Origin of the sequence: Micromonospora sp. NPDC001898 (genome assembly GCF_042891255.1) — a bacterium.
Taxonomy (GTDB): Bacteria; Actinomycetota; Actinomycetes; order Mycobacteriales; family Micromonosporaceae; genus Micromonospora.
In genome coordinates this window covers 24,685-44,879 of the sequence record NZ_JBIATC010000004.1, presented here as the reverse complement: position 1 = coordinate 44,879, position 20,195 = coordinate 24,685, and the positions used below count along the sequence as shown (strand labels likewise).

The following is a 20,195-nucleotide window of genomic DNA, read 5'->3' as shown; positions in this document are numbered from 1 at the left end:
AGACCCGACCGCGCCGAACGCACCCGATCCACCTCACCGATCGACGCCGCCATACCCGCCGTATCCCACATCCCCCACGCCAAGCTGACCGCCGACAGACCCACCTGCCGCCGATACACCGCCAACGCATCCAGGAACGCATTACCCGCCGCATACGCCGCCTGACCCGGCGAACCCAACACCCCAGCAATGGACGAGAACAACACGAACAGATCCAGATCCAGACCCGCCGTCGCCTCGTGCAACCACCAACCCGCCGACACCTTCGGCGCCAACACCCCCGCCAACCGCTCCGCCGACAGCCCCTCCACGACACCGTCGTCCAAGACCCCCGCCGTGTGCACCACACCCGCGAGCCGGCCCGCCGACGCGATCTCCCCGACCAGCCCGAACACCTGCTGACGGTCCGTCACGTCACACGCCACCACCCGAGCGGCAGCACCCAGCCCCGCCAACCGCCCCACCAACTCGCCCACGCCCGCAGCATCAGGGCCACGACGCGACACCAGCACCAACGACCGCACCCCGTGCGCCCGAACGAGGTGCTCCGCCACCAACGCGCCCAGCGAGCCCGTACCGCCGGTCACCAGCACCGAACCCTCACCCACCACGAGCGAGGAACCCGACGACGACGCCCGCACCAGACGCGGCACGAACACCCGACCCGCGCGGAGGGCCACCTGACCGCCCGTGTCCGTGGCACCGGCGAGCGCGGTGAGCAGTTCTGGTCCCACGTTGCCGGTTTCCAGGTCCGCGAGGACGATCCGACCCGGGTGCTCCGACTGCGCCGACCGCAGCAGGCCCCACACCGCCGCACCCGCCAGATCCGACACCACGTCACCATCCCGGGCCACCACCGCACCCCGGGTCACCACCACCAGCCTCGAACCCGCCAGAGCATCCGCCGCCAGCCACGACCGCACGGACGACAACACGCCGGCCGTCACCGCCAGCACCGACTCCGGCAGCAGGTCGCCGGACGTGGCCTCACGCACCGGCTTGGGCAGCAGGTCGCCGGCCTGGCCGAGGACGGCCCGGCTCGACAGCACCAGCGCCGCCGGTGCCGCCGCACCCGCCTCGACCGCCGCCACCACCGCCGCCACGTCCGGGTACGTCACCAGCCCGTTCCGGGCCGCCAACTCGTCGGCCGGCCCACCGTCACCGGTCACCAGCGCCCAGTCGGCGACCTGCCCCGCCGGTACGGTCTCCTCGGCCTGCCAGGTCACCTCGAACAGCGAACGGGCGGCGGGGCTCGTGGCGGTCAGGCCGGTCATTTCCCGCAACACGAGCGAGTCCACGGACACCACGGCGGCGCCCGAGGAGTCCACCGCGACCAGCCGCACCCCGGAGCCCTCGCGGGTCAGCCGGACCCGCAGCACCCGCGCCCCCGTGGCGTGCACCTGCACACCGGAGAACGCGAACGGCACCCGGGGGCCGTCCGACGCCGCGCCGGAAAGCAGCAGCCCGATCGGGTGCAGGGCGGCGTCCAGCAGCGCCGGGTGGACGCCGAACCGCGCCGCGTCGCCCGCCGCGTCGTCCGGCAGGGCCACCTCGGCGTACGCCGCACCGTCGGCCGTCCAGGCGCGTCGCAGGCCCTGGAACATCGGCCCGTACGCCAGGCCGTGCCCGGCCAGGGCGGCGTACCAGTCGGTCAGGTCCACCTCGGACGCGCCGGCCGGCGGCCACGCCCCGATGCCCGGCTCTTCCGGGGAGGAGGCTTCGAGCACGCCGTCCGCGTGCCGGGTCCAGCCCGCCTCGGCGTCGTCGTCGCGGCGCGAGTAGATGGCCACGGCGCGCTCCGGGGAGCCGGCGGACCCGTCGACCCGTACCTGGATCCGCACGCCGCCGGAGTCGGGGACCATCAGCGGGGCGGCCACGGTCAGCTCCCGCAGCCGGGAGAGGCCGACCTCGTCGCCGGCGCGTACCGCCAGTTCGACGAGGGCGGCGCCGGGGACGAGCGTCACGCCGGAGACCGCGTGGTCCGCCAGCCACGGGTGGGTGGCCAGCGACAGCCGGCCGGTCAGCACCATCTCGTCGTCGCCGGCCAGGTCCACCGCCGCACCCAGCATCGGGTGTTCGGCGTCGCCCAGGCCGGCCCGGGAGACGTCGCCGGGCCTCGGGCGACCGGCCGCCGGCCAGTACCGCTCCCGCTGGAACGCGTACGTGGGCAGGTCGACCCGGGTCGCGCCGGTGTCGGCGAACCACTGGGCCCAGGTCACCGGAACCCCGTGCACGTGCAGCTCCGCCAGGGCAGCGAGCAGCGCGTGCGCCTCCGGCCGGTCCCGGCGCTGGACGGCGACGGCCAACACGCCGTCGTCCCCGGGCAGGATGTCGGCGGCCATCGCGGTCAGCACACTCTGCGGGCCGATCTCCAGGAACGTGTCCACCCCGGCCGCCCGCAGGGCCGTGACCCCGTCGGCGAACCGGACCGCCTCCCGGACATGCCGCACCCAATAGTCCGGAGTGCGCAGCTCATCGCCCTCGGCCAGCGCACCGGTCAGGTTCGACACCACCGGCAGCAACGGCGCGGCGAAGCTCAACCCGGCCAGCACCGTACGGAACTCGGCCAGCATCGGCTCCATCAACGGACTGTGGAACGCATGACTCACCGCCAACCGACGCGTCCGCACGCCCCGGCCCCGCCACACCTGCTCCACCTCGTCGAGGGCGTCGACCGCACCCGAGACCACCACGGCCGACGGGCCGTTCACGGCCGCGACGCCGACCCGGTCGGCGAACCCGTCCAGGCTGGGCAGCACGTCCGCCTCCGACGCAGCGACCGCCAGCATCCCGCCGCCGGCCGGCAGCACCTGCATCAACCGACCACGCGCCGCCACCAGGACACAGGCGTCCGCCAGGGACAACACCCCCGCCACGTACGCGGCCGTGATCTCACCGACCGAATGACCGGCCACGAGGTCCGGCACCACACCGAACGACTCCACCAACCGGAACAACGCCACCTCGACCGCGAACAGACCCGCCTGCGTGAACACGGTCTGACCGAGGAGATCAGCCTCCACCGAACCCTCAGCGGCGAACAGCACCTCACCAAGCGGCCGAGGCAACAACGGGTCCAGGTGCCCAGCCACCTCGTCCAACGCGGCGGCGAACACGGGGAACGCCTCCGCCAGCTCCCGACCCATCCCGGCGCGCTGCGCACCCTGACCGGAGAAGAGCAGGGCCAACTGACCGCGCTGGTCGGCTGCGCCGGTGACCACCGCGCCGGAGGGGTCACCGGCGGCGAGAGCGGTCAGCGCCGTGATCAGATCGTCGTGGCCAGTGGCCGTGACCACGGCACGGCGCTCCAGGGCGGGTCGGGTGGTGATCGACGACCAGGCCACATCCACCGGACGCACAGCCGCATCGGCGGACAGCCAGCGCGCCCACCGGCCCGCCTGCGCCGCCAACGCACCATCCGTACGCCCCGACAACACCACCGGCACCACCGACGGCACCACCCGACCGACAACCACACCCTCAACCACCGCAGCCGCAGGCTGCTCGATGATCACATGCGCATTCGTGCCCGAAATCCCGAACGACGACACCGCCGCCCGACGCGGCCGGTTCACCACAGGCCACGGCTTCGCCTCCGTGGCCAGGACGACCGCACCCGCCGTCCAGTCGATGTGCGGGGACGGCTCATCCACATGCAACGTCGCCGGGACGAGGCCGTGCCGCATCGCCATGATCATCTTGATGATGCCGGCCACACCGGCCGCAGCCTGCGTGTGACCGATGTTCGACTTCACCGACCCGAGAAGCAGCGGCCGATCCGCCTGCCGGTCCTGCCCATACGTGGCGAGCAACGCCTGCGCCTCGATTGGGTCACCCAACGTCGTACCCGTGCCGTGCGCCTCGACGGCGTCCACATCGGTCGTGGTCAGGCGCGCATTCGCCAGCGCCTGCCGGATCACCCGCTGCTGCGACGGACCATTCGGCGCCGTCAACCCGTTCGACGCACCATCCTGGTTCACCGCCGTACCCCGCACCACGGCCAGGATCCGCCGACCCTCACGCTGCGCATCCGACAACCGCTGCACGAGAAGGACACCCACGCCCTCCGACCAACCCGTCCCATCGGCCGACGCCGCGAACGACTTGCACCGACCGTCCTGCGACAGACCACGCTGACGCGAGAACTCGATGAACGTCCCCGGCGTCGCCATCACCGTCACACCACCGGCCAACGCCAGATCACACTCGCCGGAGCGCAGCGCCTGCGCCGCCAGGTGAAGGGCCACCAACGACGACGAACACGCCGTGTCCACGGTGACCGCCGGCCCCTCCAGGCCGAACGTGTACGCCACCCGACCCGACAGCACACTGCCCGACGTCCCGGTACCGACGTAACCCTCGGCGTCCGGCGGAAGGTCCTCCAGCCGGGAGGCGTAGTCGTGGTACATGACGCCCGCGAACACACCCGTCCGGCTGCCCCGCAACCACTGCGGATCCACCCCCGCCGACTCGAACGACTCCCACGACGCCTCCAGCAGCAACCGCTGCTGCGGGTCCATGGCGATCGCCTCGCGGGGGCTGATGCCGAAGAAGGCCGGGTCGAAGTCCGCCGCGCCGTACAGGAACCCGCCATGCCGGGTGTACGAGGTGCCGCTGCGGTCCGGGTCGGGGTCGAAGAGGCCGTCGAGGTCCCAGCCACGGTCGGTCGGGAACTCGGAGATGCCGTCACCTCCGGCGGACAGCAGGGTCCACAACTGCTCCGGCGTCTCCACCCCGCCCGGGTACCGGCACGCCATGCCCACGATCGCGATCGGCTCGTCGGTGCCCGCAGTCACCACCGCCGACCGCCGGGCGGTGATCTGACCGGAGACCAGTTCGTAGAGGTGGTCGGCGAGCACGGCCGGGGTGGGGTAGTCGAACACCAGCGTCGACGCCAACCGCAGCCCCGTCGCCGCGTTCAACCGGTTCCGCAGGTCCACCGCCGTCAACGAGTCGAACCCGAGTTCCCGGAACGCCCGGTCTGCCGGCACCGACTCCGCCCCACCGTGCCCGAGCACCTGGGCGACGAGACCCCGGATCAACACGTCGATCTGGGCGCGAGCCTCCTCGGGGGTCAGGCCCGCCAACTGGTTGGCCCAGTCGCCGCCCTGCCCCGCCTGGCGGCGAATCACCGTCTGGCCGACCAACGCCCGCAACATCGGCGGCACCACACCACCCGACACCGCAGCCCGCAACGCCGGCACATCAACCACCGCCGGCACCAACACCGAACGCCCCGCCACCACCGCCGCATCGAACAACTCAAGACCAGTCTCAGCACTCATCGGCGGCAGACCCGACCGCGCCGAACGCACCCGATCCACCTCACCGATCGACGCCGCCATACCCGCCGTATCCCACATCCCCCACGCCAAGCTGACCGCCGACAGACCCACCTGCCGCCGATACACCGCCAACGCATCCAGGAACGCATTACCCGCCGCATACGCCGCCTGACCCGGCGAACCCAACACCCCAGCAATGGACGAGAACAACACGAACAGATCCAGATCCAGCCCGGTGGTGGCCTCGTGCAGGAACCAACCGGCCGACACCTTGGGGGCCAGCACACCCGCCAACTGCTCGGCCGTCAGCGTCTCGACGACACCGTCGTCCAGCACGCCGGCGGTGTGCACCACGCCCGTCAACCGGCCCGCCGAGGCGACCTCGGCGACCAGCCCGAACACCTGCTCCCGGTCCGTCACGTCACACGCCACCACCCGAGCCGACGCACCCAGCCCCGACAGCCGCTTTACCAACTCGCCCGCGCCCGCAGCATCAAGGCCACGACGCGACACCAGCACCAACGACCGCACCCCGTGCGCCCGAACGAGGTGCTCCGCCACCAACGCGCCCAGCGAGCCCGTACCGCCGGTCACCAGCACCGAACCCTCACCCACCACGAGCGAGGAACCCGACGACGACGCCCGCACCAGACGCGGCACGAACACCCGACCCGCGCGGAGGGCCACCTGACCGCCCCCGGCGTCCTCGGCGACCTGCGCCAGGACGGCGACCACGCCCGCGTCCATGTCACCGTCGACATCCGCGAGGACGATCCGACCCGGATGCTCCGACTGCGCCGACCGCAGCAGGCCCCACACCGCCGCACCCGCCAGATCCGACACCACGTCACCATCCCGGGCCACCACCGCACCCCGGGTCACCACCACCAGCCTCGAACCCGCCAAGGCATCCGCGACCAACCACGACCGCACGGTCGCCAGCACGCTCGACGTCACCTCGCGCACCGACTCCGGAACCGCCGCGCCGGAAACACCGGCGGGCACCGGCAGCACCAGCGCGGGCGGCACCGCCGCACCCGCCGCGACCGCGCCCACCACCGCAGCCACATCCGGGTACGAGGCCAGCCCGCCCCGGGCCACCAACTCACCTGCCAGCCCGGCAACACCCTCGTCGCCGGCCAGCCCGGCAACACCCCCGTCGCCGGCCGGCCCGGCAACACCCCCGTCGCCGGCCAGCCCGGCAACACCCCCGTCGCCGACACTGTGGAGCTGCCCCGGCTGCGCTACCAGCAGCGCCCACCCGGCCGCGTCGCCAGCGGAAACGGCCTCCTCTGCCTGCCACGCCACCTCGAACAACGACCGCGCCGCCGCACCCGGGGCAACCACCCCGGTCATCTCCCGCAGCACCAGCGAGTCCACCGAGACCACGGCCGCGCCCGAGGAGTCCACCGCGACCAGCCGCACCCCGGAGGAGCCCTCACGGGTCAGCCGCACCCGCAGCACCCGCGCCCCCGAGGCGTGCACCTGCACACCGGAGAACGCGAACGGCACCCGAGGGCCACCGGCCTCACCCGCCAGCAGCAACCCGACCGGGTGCAGGGCCGCGTCCAGCAGCGCCGGGTGCACCCCGAACGCCGCCGCGTCCCCCGCCACCTCGTCCGGCAACGCCACCTCGGCGAACACCTCACCGCCGGAAGCCCACGCCCGCCGCAGGCCCTGGAACACCGGCCCGTACACCAGGCCGTGCGTGGCGAGCACGCCGTACCAGTCGGTCAGGTCCACCTCGTCGGCACCGGCCGGCGGCCACGCGCCGATGCCCGGCTCCGCCGCGCCGGGTGCTTCGAGCACACCCTCGGCGTGCCGGATCCACTCCGCCTCCGGGTCGCCCTCGGTCTGGGAGTGCACCGTCACGGCCCGGGAGCTGGACGCGTCGGCCGCGCCGACGCGCACCTGCACCCGCACCCCACCCGACGCGGGCAACACCAACGGCGCCGCCACCGTCAACTCCCGCACCCGCGACGCACCCACCTCGTCACCGGCCCGCACCGCCAACTCCACCAACGCCGTACCCGGCACCACCACCGAACCGGCAACCACATGATCGGCCAACCACCCGTGCGTCGACACCGACAACCGACCGGTCAGCACCACCATGTCCTCGCCGGCCACCGACACGGCGGCGGCGAGCAGCGGGTGCCCGGCGACGCCCAGCCCGGCACCGGAGACGTCCCCGGCGCGCGGGCGGCCGGCGCCGAGCCAGTACCGCTCGTGCTCGAAGGCGTACGTGGGCAGGTCGACCAGCATCGGACGGGCCTCGGCGTACCACTGCTGCCAGGTCACCGGCACGCCGTGGACGTGCAGCTCCGCCAGCGCGTGCAGCAGCGCCTGCGGGGCGGGACGGTCCCGCCGCTGGGTTGCGAGCGTCAGCGTTCCCTCGGCCAGCAGCTCGGCGTTCATAGCGGTCAGCACGCTCTGCGGGCCGACCTCCAGGAACGTGTCCACCCCGGCGTCGCGCAGGGCGGTGATCCCGTCGGCGTACCGGACGGCTGCGCGGACGTGCCGCACCCAGTAGTCGGGGCGGGTGATCTCCTGCGGGTCGGCGACCGTCCCGGTCAGGTTCGACACCACCGGCAGCAGCGGCGCGCGGAACGTCAGCGCCTCCAGGACCGCCCGGAAGTCGTCGAGCATCGGCTCCATCAGCGGGCTGTGGAACGCGTGGCTGACGGCGAGCCGGCGGGTGCGCACGCCCCGGCCCGTCCAGACCTGCTCCAGCTCGTCGAGGGCGTCGACGGCACCGGAGACCACCACGGCGGACGGGCCGTTCACGGCCGCGATCCCGAGGCGGTCGGCGCGGCCGTCCAGGCTGGACGTCACGTCGGCCTCGGACGCGTTGACGGCCAGCATCCCGCCGCCGGCCGGCAGCGCCTGCATCAACCGACCCCGCGCCGCCACCAGGGCACACGCGTCGGCCAGGGACAACACCCCGGCCACGTACGCGGCCGTGATCTCACCGACCGAGTGACCGGCCACGAAGTCCGGCACCACGCCGAACGACTCGACCAGACGGAACAGCGCCACCTCGACGGCGAAAAGGCCCGCCTGGGTGAACGCGGTCTGGTCCAGCAGCCCCGCCTCCACCGAACCCTCGGCGGCGAACAGCACCTCACGAAGCGGACGCGGCAACAGCGGGTCCAGGTGCCCGCACACCTCGTCCAACGCGGCGGCGAACACGGGGAACGCCTCCGCCAACTCCCGGCCCATCCCGGCGCGCTGCGCACCCTGACCGGAGAAGAGCACGGCGAGGGGGCCGCGCGCCGCACCCGTACCGGTGACGACCGCACCGGTCGGCGAGCCGGCGGCGAGGGCGCGCAGCCCGGCCAGCAGTTCGTCCCGGTCGGTGGCCGTGACGACCGCGCGGTGTTCCAGCGTCGACCGGCTGACCAGCGAGGACCAGGCGACGTCCGCCGGGCGCGGGGTCTCGTCGGCGGCGAGCCAGTGTGCCCAGCGGTCGGCCTGGGCCGCCACGGCGGCCTCGGTCCGGGCCGAGAGCAGCACCGGCACCAGCGGCGGTACGGCGGCGTCCGCCGGTTCCGTCCGGGTCTCGGCGGGCGGCTGCTCGATGATCACGTGGGCGTTCGTGCCGCTGACTCCGAAGGAGGAGACGGCGGCGCGGCGCGGCCGACCCGGGGCGGGCCACTCGCGGGCCTCGGTGAGCAGCTCGACCGCGCCCGCCGACCAGTCGATGTGCGGCGACGGCTCGTCGACGTGCAGGGTGCGCGGCATCGTCCCGTGCCGCATCGCCATGATCATCTTGATGATGCCGGCCACCCCGGCCGCAGCCTGCGTGTGACCGATGTTCGACTTCACCGACCCCAACCAGAGCGGACTGCCCGCCGGCCGGTCCTGCCCATAGGTCGCCAACAACGCCTGCGCCTCGATCGGGTCACCCAACGTGGTGCCCGTGCCGTGCGCCTCGACGGCGTCCACATCGGTCGTGGTCAGACGCGCATTGGCCAGCGCCTGCCGGATCACCCGCTGCTGCGACGGACCATTCGGCGCCGTCAACCCGTTCGACGCACCATCCTGGTTCACCGCCGTGCCCCGGACCACGGCCAGGATCCGCCGGCCGTCCCGCCGGGCGTCCGACAGCCGCTGCACGAGCAGCACACCCACGCCCTCCGACCAGCCCGTGCCGTCGGCGGCAGCAGCGAACGACTTGCACCGGCCGTCCTGCGACAGACCACGCTGACGCGAGAACTCGATGAACGTCCCCGGCGTCGCCATCACCGTCACACCACCAGCCAACGCCAGATCACACTCACCGGAGCGCAATGCCTGAACCGCCAGGTGCAACGCCACCAACGACGACGAACACGCCGTATCCACGGTGACGGCCGGCCCTTCCAGGCCGAACGTGTACGCCACCCGACCCGACAGCACACTGCCCGACGTGCCGGTGCCGATGTAGCCGCCCACCCCCTCGGGCAGCTCCTGCACCTGCGAGGCGTAGTCGTGGTACATCAGGCCGGCGAACACGCCCGTCCGGCTGCCCCGCAACCGCACGGGGTCCAGCCCGGCGGACTCGAACGTCTCCCACGACGCCTCCAGCAGCAACCGCTGCTGCGGGTCCATCGCGACCGCCTCGCGCGGGCTGATGCCGAAGAAGGCCGGGTCGAACTCGGCCGCCCCGTACAGGAACCCGCCGTGCCGGGTGTACGACGTCCCGGGGTTGTCCGGGTCGGGGTGGAAGATCCGGTCGAGCTCCCAGCCCCGGTCTGCCGGGAACTCCCCGATCCCGTCGGCACCGGTGGCGACGAGCTGCCAGAGCTGCTCGGGGCTCGTCACGCCGCCCGGGTACCGGCAGGCCATGCCCACGATCGCGATCGGCTCGTCGACGTTCGTGTTCGCCACGGCGTCGCGCTGCTCGGCGACCTGCCCGGACAGCTGCTCGTAGAGGTGGTCCGACAGCGCGCCGGGGGTCGGGTAGTCGAAGACGAGGGTGGAGGTCAGCCGCAGCCCGGTCGCGGTGTTGATCCGGTTCCGCAGCTCCACGGCGGTCAGCGAGTCGAAGCCCAGCTCCCGGAACGCCCGGTCGGCGGGCACCTGGTCGGCGCCGCTGTGCCCGAGGACCTGCGCGATCAGGCCCCGGACGAGCAGGGCGACCTGGGTGCGCGCCTCCTGCGGGTCGAGGCCGGCGAGCCGGTCGGCCCAGCCTCCGGCGGCAGGCCGCCGCCGGCTGGCGGTCGCGCCGATCAGGGTCCGCAGCATCGGCGGCACCCGGCCGGCGGCGGTCTGCGCCCGCATGGCCGGCAGGTCGACCACGGCCGGCACCAGCGCGGCGCCGCCGTGGGCCAGCGCTGCGTCCCACAGCCCGAGGCCGACGGGGGCGGTCATCGGGGTGAGGCCGGCCCGGCTGACCCGGGCCCGGTCGGTGTCGTTGATCGAGCTGGCCATGCCGTCGGTGTCCCACATGCCCCACGCGAGGCTCACCGCCGGCAGGCCCCGCTGGGCGCGGAGCTGGGCGAGGGCGTCCAGGAAGGCGTTGCCTGCGGCGTACGCGGCCTGGCCGGGGGAACCGAGCACACCGGCGATGGACGAGAACAGCACGAACAGGTCGAGGTCCAGCTTTGCCGTCGCCTCGTGCAGCCACCAGCCCGCGGTGACCTTGGGCGCCAGCACGTCCGCCAGCCGGTCGGCGGTGATCCCGGTGACGACTCCGTCGTCGAGGACGCCGGCGGTGTGCACCACGCCGGCCAGCCGCCCGTCGGCGGTGATCCGGCGGACCAGCGCGTCGACCTGCGTCCGGTCGGTCACGTCGGCCGTGGCGAGCTGGACGGCGGCACCGAGGCCGGTGAGCCGCTCCACCAGGTCGGCCGCGCCGGGGGCCGCCGGGCCCTGGCGGGACGCCAGCACCAGCGACCGCACCCCGTACGCCGTGACGAGGTGCTCGGCCACCAGGGCGCCCAGCGAGCCGGTTCCGCCGGTCACCAGGACGGTGCCCGCGCCGACCACCGGCGCGGCCTGCGCACCGCCGGCCGCGCGGGTCAGCCGTGGGACGTACGCCGTGCCGGCGCGCACCGCGAGCTGCCCGCCCGCGCCCGGGTCGGCGGCGAATCCGGCCAGCAGGGCCAGCAGCTCCGGGCCGAGGTCGGCGTCGGGTTCGAGGTCGGCCAGCACGATCCGGCCGGGGTGTTCCGACTGCGCGGACCGCAGCAGGCCCCAGACGGCGGCCCCCGCCACGTCGGTGACCCGGTCGTCGGGGTGGGCGGCGACCGCCCCACGGGTGACGACGACCAGGCGGCAGTCCGCGAGGGCGTCGGCGGCCAGCCAGCCCTGCGCCTCGCGCAGCACGGCCTCGGTCGCGGCGCGTACCGCGTCGGGCACGTCGGCCCCGGGCACGTCGGCATCGATCGCCGTGGGCACGGGCAGCAGCAGCCCCGCCGGGGCGGGGGCCGTCGCGCCCGTCACCGCCTCGACCACGGCCGCCACATCCGGGTACGCGGGCGTCAGCGCCCCGCCGTCGGTGGCGTCGCCGCCGAGCACCGCCCAGCCGTACCCGGCGTCGGCCGGGGCGACCTGCTCGGGCTGCCACGACACCTCGAACAGCGAGCGGTTCGCCTGGTTCGGCGTGCTCGCCGTGGTCATCTCCCGCAGCGTCAGGGAGTCCACCGACACCACCGGCGTGCCGGCCTCGTCGACGGCGACCAGCCGTACCGAGGACCCGCTCGCGGTCAGGCGCACCCGGAGGGTCCGCGCGCCGATCGTGTGGACCTGCACCCCCTCGAAGGAGAACGGCACCCGGGGGCCGTCGCCCGCGGCCTCGGCGGGCAGCAGCCCGACGGGGTGCAGCGCGGCGTCCAGCAGCGCCGGGTGCACGCCGAATCCGGCCGGGTCCCCGACCACCGTGTCGGGGAGGGTCACCTCGGCGTACACCGTGCCGTCGGCGGTCCACGCGCGCCGCAGGCCCTGGAAGACCGGCCCGTAGGCGAGCCCGTGCCCGGCGACGGCCGGATACCAGCCGGTGAGGTCCACCTCGGCCGCGTCGGCCGGGGGCCAGGCGCCCACGGTGGGCTCCTCGGCGGTGGGGAGGCCGACGACGCCGTCGGCGTGCCGGGTCCAGCCGGCCTCCGGGTCCTCCTCGGACTGGGAGTGCACGGTTACCGGCCGGGTGCCCGTCGCGTCGACCGGGCCGACCCGGACCTGCACCCGCATTCCGCCGCCGCCGGCGGGCAGCACCAGCGGGGCGAGCACGGTGAGGTCGCGGACGCGGGACGCGCCCACCTCGTCGCCGGCCCGGACGACGAGGTCGAGCAGGGCGGTGCCCGGCACCACCACGGCGCCGGAGACGACGTGGTCGCCCAGCCACGGGTGGGACGACAGCGACAGCCGGCCGGTCAGCACCACCATGTCCTCGCCGGCCACCGACACCGTCGCGCCGAGCAGCGGGTGGCGGGCCACGCCGAGGCCCGCGCCGGACACGTCGGCCGCCTGCCCGACGGGCGAAAGCCAGTACCGCTGGTGCTGGAACGCGTACGTGGGCAGGTCGACCCGGGTCGCGCCGGTGTCGGCGAACCACTGGGCCCAGGTCACCGGAACCCCGTGCACGTGCAGCTCCGCCAGGGCGGCCAGCAGCGCGTGCGCCTCCGGCCGGTCCCGACGCTGGACGGCGACAGCCAACACGCCGCCGTCACCGGCCGGCAGGACGTCGGCGGCCATCGCGGTCAGCACACTCTGCGGGCCGACCTCCAGGAACGTGTCCACCCCGGCCGCCCGCAGGGCCGTGACCCCGTCGGCGAACCGGACCGCCTCACGGACATGCCGCACCCAATACTCCGGAGTGCGCAGCTCATCGCCCTCGGCCAGCGCACCGGTCAGGTTCGACACCACCGGCAGCAACGGCGCGGCGAAGCTCAACCCGGCCAGCACCGTACGGAACTCGGCCAGCATCGGCTCCATCAACGGACTGTGGAACGCATGACTCACCGCCAACCGACGCGTCCGCACACCCCGGCCCCGCCACACCTGCTCCACCTCGTCGAGGGCGTCAACCGCACCCGAGACCACCACGGCCGACGGGCCGTTCACCGCCGCGACACCCACCCGGTCGGCGAACCCGTCCAGGCTGGGCAGCACGTCCGCCTCCGACGCGGCGACGGCCAGCATCCCGCCGCCAGCCGGCAGCGCCTGCATCAGTCGGCCACGGGCGGCGACGAGAGCACAGGCGTCCGCCAGCGACAACACCCCCGCCACGTGAGCGGCCGTGATCTCACCGACCGAGTGACCGGCCACGAGGTCCGGCACCACACCGAACGACTCCACCAGGCGGAACAGCGCCACCTCGACCGCGAACAGACCCGCCTGCGTGAACACGGTCTGACCGAGGAGATCAGCCTCCACCGAACCCTCGGCGGCGAACAGCACCTCACCAAGCGAACGCGGCAACAACGGATCCAGGTGCCCGCACACCTCGTCCAACACGGCGGCGAACACGGGGAATTCGGCGTACAGATGCCGGCCCATCCCGGCGCGCTGCGCGCCCTGGCCGGAGAACAGCAGGGCGAGCTGGCCACGCTGGCCGGCGGCGCCGGTGACCACCGCGCCGGAGGGGTTCCCGGCGGCGAGAGCGGTCAGCGCCGCGAGCAGGTCGTCCCGGTCGGTCGCGGCGATGACCGCGCGCTCGTCCAGCGTCGCGCGGGACACCGCCGAGGAGAGGGCCACGTCGAGCGGGCGGAGGTCCTCGTCGGCCGTGAGCCAGGCCGCCCAGCGGCCCGCCTGGGCCGCCAGCGCCGCGCCGTCGCGGGCGGACAGGAGCACCGGGGCCAGCGACCGCGCGGCGGCGGGGGTCGGCTCCTCGGCGTCCGCCTCGTCCCCGGCCGGCGGGGCGGGGGGCTGTTCGAGGATCAGGTGGACGTTGGTGCCGCTGATGCCGAACGAGGACACGGCGGCCCGGCGGGGGCGGTCCACCTCGGGCCAGGGGCGCGCCTCGGTCAGCAGCGACACGGCGCCGGCCGACCAGTCCACGTGGGGGGTGGGCTCGTCGAGGTGCAGGGTCGACGGGAGTAGCCCGTGCCGCATCGCCATGATCATCTTGATGATGCCGGCGACCCCGGCGGCGGCCTGCGCGTGCCCGATGTTCGACTTGATCGACCCGAGGAACAGCGGCCGGTCCGCCGGCCGGTCCTGGCCGTAGGTGGCCAGCACGGCCTGCGCCTCGATCGGGTCACCCAGCGTGGTGCCGGTGCCGTGCGCCTCGACGGCGTCCACGTCGGCGACGGTGAGCCGGGCGTTGGCCAGCGCGGCCCGGATGACCCGCTGCTGCGCGGGGCCGTTCGGGGCGGTCAGGCCGTTGGACGCGCCGTCCTGGTTCACGGCGCTGCCGGCGAGCACGGCGAGCACCTGCCGGCCGTCCCGTCGCGCGTCGGACAGGCGCTGGACCAGCAGGACGCCGACGCCCTCGGACCAGCCGGTGCCGTCGGCGGACGCGGCGAAGGACTTGCACCGCCCGTCGGGGGCGAGGCCGCCCTGCCGGGAGAACTCCACGAACGCCCCGGGGGTGACCATGACGGTCACGCCGCCGGCCAGGGCCAGGTCGCACTCGCCGCCGCGCAGCGCCTGGGCGGCGAGGTGCACCGCCACGAGCGACGACGAGCAGGCGGTGTCGATGGTGACCGCGGGCCCCTCCAGACCCAGGGTGTAGGAGACCCGGCCGGAGATGACGCTGTGCGCTCCCCCGGTGAGCTGGTAGCCGGCCAGCTCCTCCGGGGTGTCGGTGGTGCCGTAGCCCGACGGGGAGGCGCCGACGAAGACGCCGGTGCGGCTGCCGCGCAGCCGGTCCGGGTCGACGCCCGCCTGCTCCAGGGCCTCCCAGGACGCCTCCAGCAGCAGCCGCTGCTGCGGGTCCATGGCCAGGGCCTCGCGCGGCGAGATGCCGAAGAAGCCCGGGTCGAAGGCGGTGGCACCGGGGACGAAGCCACCCTCGCGGGTGTGCGACACCGGCCGGCCCTCGGCGTCGACGGCCAGCAGCCGGGCGATGTCCCAGTTGCGGTCCTCGGGGAAACCGCTGATGCCGTCGCGGCCGGTGGCGACGAGGTCCCACAGCTCGCCGGGGCTGCTCACGCCGCCGGGGTACCGGCAGCTCATGCCCACGATGACGATCGGGTCGTCGTCGACCGGCCCGGCGGGGCCCCAGGTGGTCACGGTGTCGACCTCGTGCAGGCGCAGCGCGGACGACAGGTGGTCGGCGAGGGCGGCCGGGTTCGGGTAGTCGAAGACGAGGGTGGTGGGCAGGGAGAGGCCGGTGGCGGCGCCGAGCCGGTTGCGCAGCTCCACCGCGGTCAGCGAGTCGAAGCCCAGCTCCTTGAACGCCCGGTTCGCCTTGACCAGCTCCGGGCCGGTGTGCCCGAGGACGGTGGCGGCGACCGTGCGGACCAGGTCGGTGAGGTGCCGGTCCTGCTCGGCGCGGGGCAGGGTGAGCAGTTGCTGCCGCAGGCCACCGCCGGCCCCGTCGGCCGGCTCCTCGTCGGCGGTCCGCAGGGCGTCCCGGGCCTCCGCGATGTCGTCGAGCAGCGGCCGGGGCCGCGCGGCGGCGAACGCCGGGGTGAACAGGGACCAGTCGACGTCCGCCACGGCCAGCGACGGCGCGGACCGGCCGACGGCGCTGCGCAGGGCGTACACGGCCTGGGCCGGGGACATCGCGGTGAGGCCGCGCCGGGCCAGCAGTTCCTGGCCCTCCCCGCTGGCCATGCCGCCGTCCGCCCAGGGGCCCCAGGCGACCGCCGTGGCGGCGAGACCACGGGCGCGCCGCCGCTCCGCGAGCGCGTCCAGGAAGGCGTTGCCGGCGGCGTAGGCGGCCTGGCCGCCGCTGCCCCAGATCCCGGCGATCGAGGAGAACAGCACGAAGGCGTCCAGTGGCCGGTCGCCCAGCAGCTCGTCCAGGTGGACCGCGCCGGCGATCTTGCCATCGAGGACGGCGGCGAGCGCGGCCAGGTCGGTGTCCACCAGCCTGGCGAGCTGACCCACGCCGGCGGCGTGCACGACCGCCGTCAGCGGGGCGTCGTCCGCGTCGATGTCGCGCAGCACCGCCTCGACCTGCGCCCGGTCGGCCGCGTCGCAGGCGACCAGCGACACCCGCGCGCCGAACCCGGCCAGTTCGTCCCGCAGTTCCGCCGCGCCCGGCGCGCGCTCGCCACGGCGGCTGGTCAGCACGACGTGCGCGGCACCGTTGGCCGCCACCCAGCGGGCCACGTGGGCGCCGAGCGCCCCGGTGCCGCCGGTGATCAGCACCGTCCCGGACGGCTGCCAGCGTTCGACGGTTCCCACGCCGGCGGGGTCGGCGCGGACCAGCCGGCGCACGAAGACGCCGGAGGGGCGTACGGCGATCTGGTCCTCGTCGCCGGCCCCGGCCAGCACGCCCACGAGCCGGTCCCAGCCGGCCGCGTCGGGGCGCTCCGGCAGGTCGGCCAGGCCGCCCCAGAGCTGGGGGTGTTCCAGCCCGGCTACCCGGGCCAGGCCCCACAGGCCGCCCTGGGCGACGCTGCGGACGCCGTCGGCGTCGCCGGTGCCGACCGCGCCCCGGGTGAGGGTCCACACCGGCAGCGCGACGTCGGCGTCGTGCAGGGCCTGCGTCAGGGTCGCCGTCGCGGCGGTGCCGGTCGACACCGCCGGGTGGTCGGGGTGCGGCCGGTCCAGCAGCCCGAGCAGGGAGACCGCCGCCGCGAACCGGCGGTCCGCCGGCAGCTCGGCCAGCCGGGCCGCCAGCTCGGCCCGGCCGGTCAGCGGGTCCACCGGCAGGCGGTGGACCGTCCCGCCGGCGGCGGCGAGCGCCGCCGTCAGCGCGTCGGCCCACTGCGCCGCCGCCGGGTCGCCGGCCGGTTCGAGCAGCAGCCAGTCGCCGATCGGCGCGGCGGCGGCGGGCGTCGCCGCGCGCTTCCACACCACCCGGTACGACCAGCCGTCGACGACGGCGTCGCGCAGCCGCGCCCGGCGCCAGGACGACAGGACCGGCAGCGCCGGGGCGAGGACGTCCGCGCCGTCGTCGCCGAGCTGCGCGGCCAGCGCCGCCACGTCGGAACGTTCCACGGCGGACCAGAACTCGACGTCGAGGACGTCGGGGCTGACCGGGCCGGTGACGGAGGCCGGAAGCTGCTCCGGCCAGTAGCGCTGCCGCTGGAACGCGTACGTGGGCAGGCCTACCGTGGTCGCGCCCGTGTCGGTGTACACCACGGGCCAGTCGACGGCCGCGCCGTTGACGTGCAGTTCGGCGAGGGCGGCGAGCAGCGCCCGGGGCTCGGGACGGTCGGCCCGCAGCACGGGCACCGCGACGACCGGGGTCGCGTCGTCGGCGGCCGGGTCGACCGGCTGCGGGCCGAGGACGTCCCGGGTCATCGCGGTGAGGACGCTGCGGGGCCCGATCTCCAGGAACGTGTCGACCCCGGCGGCGCGGAGCGTGGTGATCCCGTCGGCGAACCGCACCGCCTCCCGGACGTGCCGCACCCAGTACTGCGGGGTGCGCAACTCGTCGCTGCCGGCCAGCGCACCGGTCACGTTCGACACCACCGGCAACCGGGGCGACGCAAACGTGAGCCCGGCCAGCACGGCGCGGAACTCGTCGAGCATCGGCTCCATCAACGGACTGTGGAACGCGTGACTCACCGCCAACCGACGGGTCCGCACGCCCCGGTCCCGCCACACCCGCTCGATCTCGTCGACGGCGTCCACCGCACCGGACACCACCACCGACGCCGGCCCGTTCACCGCCGCGACCCCCACCCGGTCGGCGAGACCGCCCAGACTGGGCAACACCTCCGCCTCGGACGCACCCACCGCCAACATTCCCCCACCGGCCGGCAACGCCTGCATCAACCGGCCCCGAGCCGCCACCAACCGGCAGGCATCCGCCAGCGACAACACCCCCGCCACGTACGCGGCCGTGATCTCACCAACCGAGTGACCGCCCACGAAGTCCGGCACCACACCGAACGACTCCACCAGACGGAACAACGCCACCTCGACCGCGAACAGACCCGCCTGCGTGAACACAGTCTGATCCAACAGGCCCGCCTCGACCGTGCCCTCCGCCGCGAACAGCACCGGCCTCAACGGCTGCGGCAACAGCCCATCCAGCAGCCCACACACCTCGTCCAACGCGGCGGCGAAGACGGGGAACCCGTCGTACAACTCACGGCCCATCCCGGCACGCTGCGCCCCCTGACCCGAGAACAACACCGCCAACGGACCCCGGTCGGCCGCCCGACCCGCCACCACCGCACCCGACGACTGCCCCGACGCCAGGGCACGCAACCCGGCCAGCAGCTCGTCCCGGTCGGTCGCGGCCAGCACGGCCCGGCTGTCCAGCGCCGACCGCGACACCGCCGACGACCAGCCGACGTCCAGGGGACGCAGGTCCCCGTCGGCGGCCAGCCACCTGGCCCAACGGCCCGCCTGGCCGGCGAGCGCGGCGTCGGAGCGGGCGGACAGCAGCACCGGCACCACCGGGAGGGTGACGGCCGGTTCCGGGGCGTCGGCGTCGGCTTCCGGGGCGGGGGGTTCCTCGATGATGGTGTGCGCGTTGGTCCCGGAGATGCCGAAAGACGAGACGGCGGCCCGCCGGGGCCGCCCGGTCGCCGGCCAGGGCCGGGCCTCGGTCACCAGCGACACCGCGCCCGCCGACCAGTCGACCTTCGGCGTCGGGGAGTCCACGTGCAGGGTCGACGGGACGACGCCGTGCCGCATCGCCATCACCATCTTGATGATCCCGGCGACGCCCGCGGCCGACTGGCTGTGCCCGAAGTTCGACTTGATCGAGCCGAGCAGCAGCGGCCGGTCGGCGGGCCGGTCCTGCCCGTACGTGGCCAGCACGGCCTGCGCCTCGATGGGGTCGCCGAGGACGGTGCCGGTGCCGTGCGCCTCGACGGCGTCCACGTCGGCGGTGGTGAGCCGGGCGTTGGCCAGGGCCTGCCGGATCACCCGCTGCTGGGCGGGGCCGTTCGGGGCGGTGAGCCCGTTCGACGCGCCGTCCTGGTTGACCGCGCTGCCCCGGATCACGGCCAGCACGCGGTGCCCCTTGCGCTGGGCGTCCGACAGCCGCTCCACCAGCAGCAGGCCGACGCCCTCCGCCCAGCCGGTGCCGTCGGCGGCGGCGGCGAAGGACTTGCACCGGCCGTCCGGGGCCAGGCCGCGCTGCCGGGAGAAGCCGACGAACGGGCTGGGGGTGGCCATGATGCACACGCCGCCGGCCAGGGCGAGGTCGAAGTCGCCCTGGCGCAGGGCCTGGGCGGCGAGGTGCAGGGCCACCAGCGATGACGAGCAGGCGGTGTCGACGGTGACCGCCGGCCCCTCCAGCCCGAGGGCGTACGCGATCCGGCCGGAGACGACGCTCGTGGCCGTGCCGGTCAGCAGGTAGCCCTCGTCGGTGCCCTCCATCTCGGTCTGCGGGCCCATCCCGTACCCGTTGGCGGCGGTGCCGACGAAGACGCCGACCTTCTGGCCGCGCATGGACGCGGGCGCGATCCCCGCGTACTCGAAGGCCTCCCACGACGTCTCCAGCAGCAGCCGCTGCTGGGGGTCCATGGCGACCGCCTCGCGGGGCGAGATGCCGAAGAAGCCGGCGTCGAACTCGGCCGCGTCGTAGAGGAAGCCGCCCTCGCGGGTGGTGGAGCGGCCCGCCCGGTCGGCGTCGGCGTCGTACAGGTTGTCCAGGTCCCAGCCCCGGTCGGTGGGGAAGCCGCCGACGGCGTCGCTGCCCGATGCCACCAGGTCCCACAGCTGCTCCGGGGTGGAGACGCCCCCGGGGTAGCGGCAGGACATCGCCACGATCGCGATCGGTTCACGCGCGGCGGCGGTGAGCTGCTGGTTGAGCTGACGGAGGCGGCCCGTCTCCTTGAGCGAGGCGCGGAGCGCCTCGACGACCTTGTCTGCGGACGTAGACATCACAAGCTCCGTACTGGGGAC

Annotated in this window: 1 protein-coding gene (running past one end of the window); it reads right to left on the bottom strand. The window is 74.6% G+C overall.

From position 1 onward, the window contains the following. Positions 1-20,174, bottom strand: part of the annotated coding region (locus ACFYZF_RS11160) for a type I polyketide synthase (RefSeq protein WP_387018447.1) (this coding region is incomplete at its 3' end). The annotated region extends 9,922 nt beyond the left edge of the window; 20,174 of its 30,096 annotated nt are in view. Positions 20,175-20,195: the final 21 nt, after the last annotated feature.